Annotated in this window: 7 protein-coding genes, 1 tRNA gene and 2 pseudogenes; 5 read left to right on the top strand and 5 right to left on the bottom strand. The window is 47.8% G+C overall.

Annotation, left to right across the window (positions count from 1 at the left end; translation table 11 throughout):
* The 3 genes and pseudogenes from intS to ACUU1M_RS15825 all read right to left on the bottom strand — a co-directional run.
* Positions 1–462, bottom strand: a pseudogene (gene intS / locus ACUU1M_RS15815) (prophage integrase IntS); the annotation flags it as partial.
* 161 nt (positions 463–623) lie between these two features.
* Positions 624–698 (bottom strand) — tRNA-Arg (locus ACUU1M_RS15820).
* A gap of 75 nt (positions 699–773) precedes the next feature.
* Positions 774–1,706, bottom strand: a complete 933-nt coding sequence (locus ACUU1M_RS15825) for a formate/nitrite transporter family protein (RefSeq protein WP_152028984.1) — start codon at positions 1,704–1,706, stop codon at positions 774–776.
* A gap of 293 nt (positions 1,707–1,999) precedes the next feature.
* On the opposite strand from ACUU1M_RS15825, the gene mlaA reads away from it, so the two are divergent.
* Positions 2,000–2,755 (top strand): phospholipid-binding lipoprotein MlaA, encoded by a 756-nt coding sequence (gene mlaA, locus ACUU1M_RS15830; protein ID WP_000776768.1) that lies wholly within the window; start codon positions 2,000–2,002, stop codon positions 2,753–2,755.
* 181 nt (positions 2,756–2,936) lie between these two features.
* Here mlaA and yfdF read toward each other — a convergent pair.
* Positions 2,937–3,994 (bottom strand): annotated as a pseudogene (gene yfdF, locus ACUU1M_RS15835) (protein YfdF).
* 365 nt (positions 3,995–4,359) lie between these two features.
* Positions 4,360–5,700 (bottom strand): long-chain fatty acid transporter FadL, encoded by a 1,341-nt coding sequence (fadL, locus tag ACUU1M_RS15840; RefSeq protein WP_005047046.1) that lies wholly within the window; start codon positions 5,698–5,700, stop codon positions 4,360–4,362.
* Positions 5,701–6,071: 371 nt separating this feature from the next.
* On the opposite strand from fadL, the gene ACUU1M_RS15845 reads away from it, so the two are divergent.
* From ACUU1M_RS15845 to sixA, 4 genes are all read left to right on the top strand, one after another.
* Positions 6,072–6,356, top strand: coding sequence for a YfcZ/YiiS family protein (locus ACUU1M_RS15845; protein ID WP_005076071.1), 285 nt, complete (start codon positions 6,072–6,074; stop codon positions 6,354–6,356).
* A 180-nt stretch (positions 6,357–6,536) separates the two neighbouring features.
* Positions 6,537–7,847, top strand: a complete 1,311-nt coding sequence (fadI, locus tag ACUU1M_RS15850) for an acetyl-CoA C-acyltransferase FadI (RefSeq protein WP_000531930.1) — start codon at positions 6,537–6,539, stop codon at positions 7,845–7,847.
* Entirely contained in the window at positions 7,847–9,991 is a 2,145-nt protein-coding gene (gene fadJ / locus ACUU1M_RS15855) for a fatty acid oxidation complex subunit alpha FadJ (protein ID WP_000424986.1), read from the top strand. The genes fadI and fadJ overlap by 1 nt, the downstream gene beginning before the upstream one ends.
* Positions 9,992–10,193: 202 nt before the next feature.
* Positions 10,194–10,679, top strand: coding sequence for a phosphohistidine phosphatase SixA (gene sixA / locus ACUU1M_RS15860; protein WP_001195819.1), 486 nt, complete (start codon positions 10,194–10,196; stop codon positions 10,677–10,679).
* Positions 10,680–11,040 lie beyond the last annotated feature (361 nt).

The raw sequence follows: 11,040 nt of genomic DNA on the forward strand, positions 1-11,040 counted from the left end.
AATTGCACCGCGATCTTCAAATCTGCGGATTACTTCCAGCAGTTGCATCGGCTCAATATCCTGAATCTCAAGGCCGCCGATGATGGGTAAAATGTCGTCATCAAACATTTTTGCAAGTTCAGTCGCATACCCTACTGACCAGACTTGCTTCTTGTGTTCGTACCATTCCTTGTAAATCGCACTAAATGAATTGTTGTTAGACGAAGCCTTTTTCGCCTTTACCGGATCGATGCCAGCCGAGATGTCTTTCCTCGCAGTCCATGCTTTATCCCTTGCCTCCTGCAAAGTCATAAGCGGATATTTTCCGACGGTCAGGATTTTCTCCTTACCGTCAATCTTGTAGCGAAGCTGCCATACCTTTTTCCCGGATACAGGGACATAAAGGTACAGGCCATTACCATCGAGAAGGCGGTATGGTTTTTCTTTCGGCTTTGCTGCTTCAATCTGCTTAACGGTGAGCATGGGTAAAAATCCGGTGGGTAAAATTATTTTATCCACTTTTTACCCGTCATGGAGTGCGGCTGTCAACGATCTGACGCGAACCATGACGAACTGTGAATATACGGAAGGCTTGATATTCAGGGGATTTTGCGGACTGGTACGGATGGGAGCGAACTGATAAATGGTGTCCCCTGCAGGAATCGAACCTGCAATTAGCCCTTAGGAGGGGCTCGTTATATCCATTTAACTAAGAGGACAATGCGGCATGAGTATACCCGCTAATGGACTGCGGGGTAAGTACGCTGCCGCTCGATTGCTTAAACCCTCGCCATTTATGCTGGGTTTTTATCATTTTTCTTAATGTTTTCCGCACGTTCTGCTTTTTGGCGTGCTTCTGCTTTACGCTTGTTGCTCATGTCGTTACGAATCTGTGCATGACTCATTAACGCGAAGATAAAGGTGCCGCCGCAGATGTTCCCCGCTAAAGTAGGTAGTGCGAAGGGCCAGATGAAATCGCTCCAGTGCAGCGTACCGTTAAACACCAGATAGAGGATTTCAACAGAACCGACCACGATATGGGTGGTGTCACCCTGGGCAATAAGCCAGGTCATCAATATAATCACCACAATCTTTGCCGCACCTGCTGCAGGAAACATCCATACCATAGTGGCGATCAGCCAGCCGGAAATGATCGCGTTGGCAAACATCTCGCTGGGGGTGTTCTTCATCACATCCATGCCGATTTTGACAAATGCATCGCGAGTTTCTTCATTGAAGATAGGCATATATTCAAATGCCCACGCAGCAATACCAGTCCCGAGAATATTACCCAGCAGCACGACTCCCCATAACCGCATAAGTAAGCCAACGTTGCTCATTGTCGGTTTTTGCATGACGGGTAGTACCGCAGTCACGGTGTTTTCGGTAAATAATTGCTGGCGGGCCATTATGACGATAATAAAACCAAAGGTATAACCGAGATTCTCCAGCAAGAAGCTGCCCGGCACACCTTCCAGTTCGACATGAAATATCCCTTTTGCCAGTAACGAAGCGCCCATCGACAGACCCGCCGCAATGGCTGACCACAGTAGCGCCATTGCGTCGCGTTCTAGCTCTTTTTCACCATCCTGGCGGATATGCTCATGAATTGCCATCGCCCGGGAGGGGAGTCGGTCTTCATCTATTTCTATTTTTTTGCCGCGCTCTTTTTCTTCGCTCTCAACTTCAATTTCGTCGCTGTGTTGATCAATTTTGTCGTTGTTCATGGTCTCTTCTCTTGAATTAGCACGTATAGCTAAAGCGTAGCGGCTTTTTTGCTCGCAACTGGCGGGAGTTACTCTGAAAATGTAGAAAAGGCTGCGTTTGCCTTTTTCTGTTTCTATAGAATCAAGTAGCCTACAGGGCGGCGATTACCAGGCTATGATCAAATCAGCAAATCAGGGCGTCTGGACATCAGTTGACGTGCTGTTACAATCGCCCACACCTAAACAGGCGGATACGGTATCGTTCCGTCATGGATGGCAAACTGCATAAGCCATAAAAAAACAGGGAGACATTTATGAAGCTTCGCCTGTCGGCGCTTGCTCTGGGAACTACGCTTCTGGTGGGGTGTGCGAGTTCCGGTACAGATCAGCAAGGGCGTTCTGACCCGTTAGAAGGGTTCAACCGCACCATGTACAACTTCAACTTCAACGTATTAGACCCGTATATTGTTCGACCGGTCGCTGTCGCCTGGCGTGATTATGTTCCGCAACCGGCGCGTAATGGTTTGAGCAACTTTACTGGCAACCTTGAAGAACCTGCGGTGATGGTTAACTACTTCTTGCAGGGCGACCCTTATCAGGGGATGGTCCACTTTACCCGCTTTTTCCTGAACACCATTTTGGGGATGGGCGGCTTTATTGATGTTGCAGGGATGGCGAACCCGAAACTGCAACGGACTGAACCTCACCGCTTCGGTAGTACGCTTGGTCATTATGGCGTGGGTTATGGGCCTTACGTTCAGTTACCGTTCTACGGTAGCTTCACGCTGCGTGATGACGGTGGTGATATGGCGGATGGTCTTTACCCGGTTCTTTCCTGGCTGACCTGGCCGATGTCTGTGGGTAAATGGACGCTTGAAGGGATCGAAACCCGCGCTCAGCTGCTGGATTCCGATGGTCTGCTGCGTCAGTCGTCCGATCCTTATATTATGGTGCGCGAAGCGTACTTCCAGCGTCATGATTTCATCGCTAATGGCGGCGAACTCAAACCGCAGGAAAATCCGAACGCGCAAGCGATTCAGGATGATTTAAAAGATATCGATTCTGAATAAGAAACAAATAAAAAAGGTGAGTCGCAAAACTCACCTTTTTTGTTGTTATCCCTCAATTACCACAAGTAAAAGGAGATAAACCGACAATGACCCGGACGTAATGATGTAAAAATACTGATGTTCGTCACTGACTATTTCCGATATTCAGGCGTTGAAAAATCAAAAAACTGGAAAAATAATTTTAAATATCATCAAAATTAACACCTAGTGCAGATAGTTGATTAATTTCATTTTGATATTTCGCCTGGCGATTTTGAAGTCTTTTTTCAACTTTATCTTCGAGATCCTTAAAGTCTTTGTATTTATTTTCAGGATGGTCAACGTCAACTTTGTTAGCGAATAAAGTAGAAATTATTTCTTTTACATTATCGCGTCTAAATTTTGCATCGTCCACTTGAAAATTATATCTTATTGCTCGACCTAAACGTTTAAAAACTTCGTTAGGTTCTCTCAGTCTTTCCCCGTTGAGCTCGTTTACAACCTGATGATCGGAACCAGTTGCAAATGATTCTGCCATGATAGCTTTACTGCTTTCAAACCACGCTGAAGCACTCCTGGCGTTTTCACTACAATATTGGGTGAGACTATCACCATTAATACGAATTCCTCTTTGAATGTGGTAGTCGTCCTGATCGTAGTAACCGAGAGATAAGTAATCATTTCCGTTTTTATTTTTAATTACAATAGCGAGAGAGTCGCCTTTTTTATCTTTACCGTACCAGGTAAATAAGTCCGTTGGTTCGCTTTTCCCGCTCTCATCAAATTCCGTTACCGTATGTCTGAGTTTGTGTGATATCTTATCGAAGATAAAACCAGGATCTCCATCATATATTTCTTTTAATGCGCTGAAGATCATTTCCTTGTTATTGATATCATGAGTCTTCTCAACTATGTTGTCATTAATGATAGTACGGACGAGTTCTTTGTCTTTATAGTTCCAGGTAATTCTATTGGTTCTTGGTTGTCGATACCAATAGTAATATGGTCTGTATCATTGGAGCCAATATCAATATAAGTAACTGAGGAATTATTAATATTAAATCTATAAGGATCGTCGTTTACTCGTATGGCGTTTTTTATAAGTTCAAGTAGATGTTTAATACAGGTGCTTATTCCTTCCTTACCATTAAAAAGGTTTTTGAACTCTTGTACTAATCCATTAATTTCATCATTGTTATTTTCATTAATGGATTCTGGGTAAGCTGCGCTGGTATTGTTGATTGAAATAGATGGTAGCATGATTTTATTCCATGTTGATTGATTTGTTACAAATATATATTACCTAATGAAATAGACTATCAAAAAACGCTCATTTATTTAGAACCTATCTTTAATTTGAGTGTATAAGCGCACAATAGCCAGGGGGGGTGAGTATCCTGGAAATGCAGAAAAGTAAACTCTTTGAGAAGGACGAGCAGAACGCTTGAAAATATGCATTTCCCTTCAGGTTTGTCTGTGGATACCACTTACTGATTTGAAAGGGCAAGCTGCCATCAGGCTGTTTGCAAAACTCAGGAGGCAAGCAATGAGGAAACTACTTTCGGTGAAGTGGGGGAGTTAAAGTCACCTGCATAGCAGGTGACTTTATCCAGGCGAACGCGTTATCAGAACGCGTAGTTAAAGTTAGTACCGAACAGCCAGGCTTTACCTTCAGACTCGAACTGGTATGGGCCTTCGTTAATTTTCACGCTCTGACCGTGCATATAAGAAACACCAACGTCGACTGAAGCATCTTTATTAAATGCGTAAGTCGTACCTGCACTCAGCCAGAAACGGTCCTGGTCCGGAATGGAGATAGAACGATTCTGAGCCGGAACTGGGCTGTCATCAAAGGCGATACCGGTACGGAAGGTCCAGTTATCATCGTAGTAATAAGTGGTACCCAACGCGATGCGGTAAGCATCTTTAAAGCCTTCATGTTTCTGGAACAGCGTGTCGCCACTGGTTGAGGTCGCTTTCAGCTGCTGGAACTGACTCCAGCTGGTGTAAGCCAGGCTATAGTGAATCGCCCACTGTGGATCAACACGGTTATAACCTGACACTTCCCACATTTCAGGCAGGTTCAGCGTCAGATAACCCGATTGCGTTGCGCCACCTGTCGCGGTAGGAATTGGCAAACCGTAGTTATTAAACGCACGATTAAGATCGCTGCTGTAGTTACCTTTGAAGTCAATTTTCACTTCAGAACGGTAGGTCAGTGCATAGCGGTTATTTTTATCCAGTTCATACAGGATTCCGGCGTTCCAGCCAAAGCCCCACTGGTTACCGTTCAGATGAGCGATTTTGGTATTACTGTCGATACCGTTGGCGGTAGCTGCCAATGCTTGCCCTTGAGGAGTTTGCCCGGCAGGAGATTGCATAATCTGACCAGCAACCAACTGCCCCAGATCGCCTGCGAAACGTTCAATTTTCGCGCGAGCGTAGATGGCGTTGAAACCAAGACCAAAGCTCCATGCATTATTTAAGCGATACGCACCGCTTAAGTTCAGGTTCATGGTTTCAAGGTCAGTTGTACCCCCGACAGAGCCGCCTGCATAAGTATCATTAAACTCTGTTGCCAGACCATAGTTAGAGGTAATAGAAGCGCCCCAACCAAATTGGTCGTTAATCGGTGCAACAAAGTGCATGTTCGGAACCCATGCCGTAGGCGCGATGTTATCGGCTTTCAGGCTACGACCAGACGGAGACGTTCCGCTGATATTCACATCCGGGTCAATATAAACCGCACCCGCAGAAAATGTCGGGCGGTCAAACATGGTAATCAATGCGGGGTTACGGCTAACGTTACCTGCATCATCGGCAATTGCGCCTTCCCCTGAATAAGCCCGGCCCAGGCCAGAGGAAGAAAATTCGTTTAACTGAAAGCCTGCCGACCAGGCCTGGGTGGAGATAAGTGCCACTGCGACTGCGAGAGCAGACTTTGTAAACAGGGTTTTCTGGCTCATGACCATAACCTCAATGATTTATTTTTATACAAACTATGTTACGTGCTGTAACAGGAGCGCGAAGTGTAGGGTCTGAGGTACATCTTAGAAATCAGACCAGTGGCGAGAGTATAGGTCGGACCAGCTAGAATGTTGCAAGTATGTTTCCATCTTTTTTCAAATATAATCTAAGAAACGCGATCCAGCTGGCAAAATTTGGAGGTTGCGCACTCGCGGATTCGGGTGAATTTTGTTTTAGATCATTTTTAAGTGTGATTTCGGTCACTTATCCGATTTTGCAGAATTAACAACTGGAGCAGCACTTTCCGGAAGCGTAAAATATCCACAACGTTTATCTGGCACCTTGGGTGCACATACAGAGGAAATCAACGATGAGTAAATGTAGTGCTGATGAAACCCCGGTTTGCTGCTGTATGGATGTTGGCACCATTATGGACAACTCCGACTGCACTGCGTCTTACAGCCGCGTGTTTGCAAACCGCGCAGAAGCAGAACAAACGCTGGCGGCGCTGACTGAAAAAGCCCGTAGAGTGGAATCCGAACCGTGCAAAATCTCCCCGACTTTCACTGAAGAGTCTGACGGTGTGCGCCTGGATATCGATTTCACTTTTGCCTGCGAAGCTGAAATGCTGATCTTCCAGCTGGGTCTGCGTTAATTCCTCTCGGGTACGTACGCCCCTGTCAGTTGCTGGCAGGGGCGTTTTCTTTTCTTTCTTCTGTCTTCACTGTGTCATAGCTCCCACTTTCCTTTTTCTCCGCTTGGCTAAATGTAAAAAAATGGTTAAGACTATGATCAGGTCAGACCACTTTATTTATTTTTTTTACAGGGGAGTGTTATGGGTCAGGTTTTACCACTGGTTACCCGCCAGGGCGATCGTATCGCCATTGTTAGCGGTTTACGTACGCCTTTTGCCCGCCAGGCGACGGCTTTTCATGGCATTCCCGCGGTTGATTTAGGGAAGATGGTGGTAGGCGAACTGCTGGCACGCAGCGAGATCCCCGCTGAAGTGATTGAACAGCTGGTCTTTGGTCAGGTCGTACAAATGCCTGAAGCCCCCAACATTGCGCGTGAAATTGTTCTCGGTACCGGAATGAATGTGCATACCGATGCTTACAGCGTCAGCCGCGCTTGCGCTACCAGTTTCCAGGCGGTTGCAAACGTCGCAGAAAGCCTGATGGCGGGAACTATCCGAGCGGGGATTGCCGGTGGGGCAGATTCCTCTTCCGTATTGCCAATTGGCGTCAGTAAAAAACTGGCGCACGTGCTGGTTGATGTCAACAAAGCTCGAACCATGAGCCAGCGCCTGAAACTCTTCTCTCGCCTGCGTTTGCGCGACTTAATGCCCGTACCGCCTGCGGTAGCAGAATATTCTACTGGCTTGTGGATGGGCGACACCGCCGAACAAATGGCGAAAACCTACGGCATCACCCGAGAACAGCAAGATGCATTAGCGCACCGTTCGCATCAGCGTGCCGCTCAGGCATGGTCAGACGGAAAACTCAAAGAAGAGGTGATGACTGCCTTTATCCCTCCTTATAAACAACCGCTTGTCGAAGACAACAATATTCGCGGTAATTCCTCGCTTGCCGATTACGCAAAGCTGCGCCCGGCGTTTGATCGCAAACACGGAACGGTAACGGCGGCAAACAGTACGCTGCTGACCGATGGCGCGGCAGCGGTGATCCTGATGACTGAATCCCGGGCGAAAGAATTAGGGCTGGTGCCGCTGGGGTATCTGCGCAGCTACGCATTTACTGCGATTGATGTCTGGCAGGACATGTTGCTCGGTCCAGCCTGGTCAACACCGCTGGCGCTGGAACGTGCCGGTTTGACGATGAGCGAACTGACATTGATCGATATGCACGAAGCCTTTGCAGCTCAGACACTGGCGAATATTCAGTTGCTGGGTAGTGAACGTTTTGCTCGTGAAGTACTGGGGCGTGCACATGCCACTGGCGAAGTGGACGATAGCAAATTTAACGTGCTTGGCGGTTCGATTGCTTACGGACATCCCTTCGCGGCGACCGGCGCGCGGATGATTACCCAGACATTGCATGAACTTCGCCGTCGCGGCGGTGGATTTGGTTTAGTTACCGCCTGTGCTGCCGGTGGGCTTGGCGCGGCAATGGTTCTGGAGGCGGAATAATGGAAATGGCATCAGCGTTTACTCTTAATGTTCGTCTGGACAACATTGCTATCATCACCATCGACGTACCGGATGAGAAAATGAATACCCTGAAGGCGGAATTTGCCTCGCAGGTGCGCGCCATTATTAAGCAACTCCGTGAAAACAAAGAGTTGCGCGGCGTGGTGTTTATCTCCGCGAAACCGGACAATTTTATCGCCGGAGCAGACATCAACATGATTGGCAACTGCAAAACGGCGCAAGAAGCGGAAGCACTGGCGCGGCAGGGCCAACAGTTGATGGCGGAGATTCATGCTTTGCCCATTCCGGTTATCGCGGCTATTCATGGCGCTTGCCTGGGCGGTGGGCTGGAGCTGGCGCTGGCGTGCCACGGTCGCGTTTGTACTGACGATCCTAAAACGGTGCTCGGTTTGCCTGAAGTACAACTTGGATTGTTACCCGGTTCAGGCGGCACCCAGCGTTTACCGCGTCTGATAGGCGTCAGTACAGCATTAGAGATGATTCTCACCGGAAAACAACTTCGGGCGAAACAGGCATTAAAGCTGGGGCTGGTGGATGACGTTGTTCCGCACTCCATTTTGCTGGAAGCCGCTGTTGAGCTGGCGAAGAAGGATCGCCCATCTTCCCGCCCTCTACCTGTACGCGAGCGTATTCTGGCGGGGCCGTTAGGTCGTGCGCTGCTGTTCAAAATGGTCGGCAAGAAAACAGAACACAAAACTCAAGGCAATTATCCGGCGACAGAACGCATCCTGGAGGTTGTTGAAACGGGATTAGCGCAGGGCACCAGCAGCGGCTATGACGCTGAAGCTCGCGCCTTTGGCGAACTGGCGATGACGCCGCAATCGCAAGCTTTGCGTAGTATCTTTTTTGCCAGTACGGACGTGAAGAAAGATCCCGGTAGTGATGCACCGCCTGCGCCATTAAACAGCGTGGGAATTTTAGGTGGTGGCTTGATGGGCGGCGGTATTGCTTATGTCACTGCTTGTAAAGCGGGGCTTCCGGTCAGAATTAAAGATATCAACCCGCAGGGCATAAATCATGCGCTGAAGTACAGTTGGGATCAGCTGGAGGGCAAAGTTCGCCGTCGTCATCTCAAAGCCAGCGAACGTGACAAACAGCTGGCATTAATCTCCGGAACGACGGACTATCGCGGCTTTGCCCATCGCGATCTGATTATTGAAGCGGTGTTTGAAAATCTCGAATTAAAACAACAGATGGTGGCGGAAGTGGAGCAAAATTGCGCCGCTCATACCATTTTTGCTTCGAACACGTCATCTTTACCGATTGGTGATATCGCCGCTCACGCTGCGCGACCTGAGCAAGTTATTGGCCTGCATTTCTTCAGTCCGGTGGAAAAAATGCCGCTGGTAGAGATTATTCCTCATGCTGGTACATCGGCGCAAACCATCGCCACTACGGTAAAACTGGCGAAAAAACAGGGCAAAACGCCCATTGTCGTGCGTGACAAAGCCGGGTTTTACGTCAATCGCATCTTAGCGCCTTACATTAATGAAGCTATCCGCATGCTGACCGAAGGTGAACGGGTAGAGCACATTGATGCCGCGCTAGTGAAATTTGGTTTTCCGGTAGGCCCAATCCAACTTTTGGATGAGGTAGGAATCGACACCGGGACTAAAATTATTCCTGTACTGGAAGCCGCTTATGGAGAACGTTTTAGCGCGCCTGCAAATGTTGTTTCTTCAATTTTGAACGACGATCGCAAAGGCAGAAAAAATGGTCGGGGTTTCTATCTTTATGGTCAGAAAGGGCGTAAAAGCAAAAAACAGGTCGATCCTGCCATTTACCCGCTCATTGGCGCACAAGGGCAGGGGCGACTCTCCGCACCGCAGGTTGCTGAACGGTGTGTGATGTTGATGCTGAATGAAGCAGTACGTTGTGTTGATGAGCAGGTTATCCGTAGCGTGCGTGACGGGGATATTGGTGCGGTATTTGGCATTGGTTTTCCGCCATTTCTCGGTGGACCGTTCCGCTATATCGATTCTCTCGGCGCGGGCGAAGTGGTTGCAATAATGCAACGACTGGCCACGCAGTATGGTTCCCGTTTTACCCCTTGCGAGCGTTTGGTCGAGATGGGCGCGCGTGGGGAAAGTTTTTGGAAAACAACTGCAACTGACCTGCAATAAGAAGGTCAAAGCTATATGAATCCGCGCTGAATGGCGGAGTGTTGGTCAAAATGTAAACGCATATTGACTATACTTACGCCATTGAGGTAAAAAACAGCGTTTCATTCGGTGAATGGATAAGGCACAATGCCGGCCACCGTTTTCTTTCTCTGGTTTCAGATGAAAGAAAACGGGCGAATCTGGTTAACAAAAGCGGTGCAATATGCAAGTTTTTATCATGCGTCACGGCGACGCAGCCCTCGATGCCGCCAGTGATTCGGTTCGTCCTCTGACCACTAATGGTTGTGACGAATCTCGCCTGATGGCGAACTGGCTGAAAGGTCAAAAAGTGGAAATCGAACGCGTTCTGGTGAGCCCGTTCCTGCGAGCCGAGCAAACACTGGAAGAAGTAGGGGATTGTCTGAACCTGCCTTCCAGTGCAGAAGTTCTGCCGGAGTTAACGCCCTGCGGCGATGTTGGTCTGGTCAGTGCCTATTTGCAGGCGTTGACCAATGAAGGTGTTGCTTCGGTACTGGTGATCTCTCACTTACCGTTAGTCGGGTATCTGGTTGCCGAGTTATGTCCGGGCGAAACGCCGCCTATGTTTACCACCTCGGCCATTGCCAGCGTAACGCTTGATGAAAGCGGAAACGGTACATTCAACTGGCAGATGAGCCCGTGTAATCTGAAGATGGCAAAAGCTATCTGATGTGTTCCAAATTATGCCCAATGAGGTAGATTCATTGGGCATAATTGCTCATTAGGCAGCGGATATCTGTCAACCTCACTACTATCGAAGACTCTCCTTATCTATAAATAAAACACTTTCTACATTCATTCGGAAATTATTCTTCTGCGCGTATCTTGATTTTGCCCAAAGTTACATGTTGAAATGAATAATGTCTGTTTGACACTCATTGTCATTTATTAATACAGATAATAGAGAAAATAGAGTTGAATAATCAGGCTGGATGTAATTGAAACTTGATTAAATTCTGGCTATAGTGTTTATATATTATATTGTCAAAAGTGGATAAATGCCAATCGCATTATATGTTCATTGTTTGTTT

The organism is Shigella sp. SIG6 (assembly GCF_053555815.1).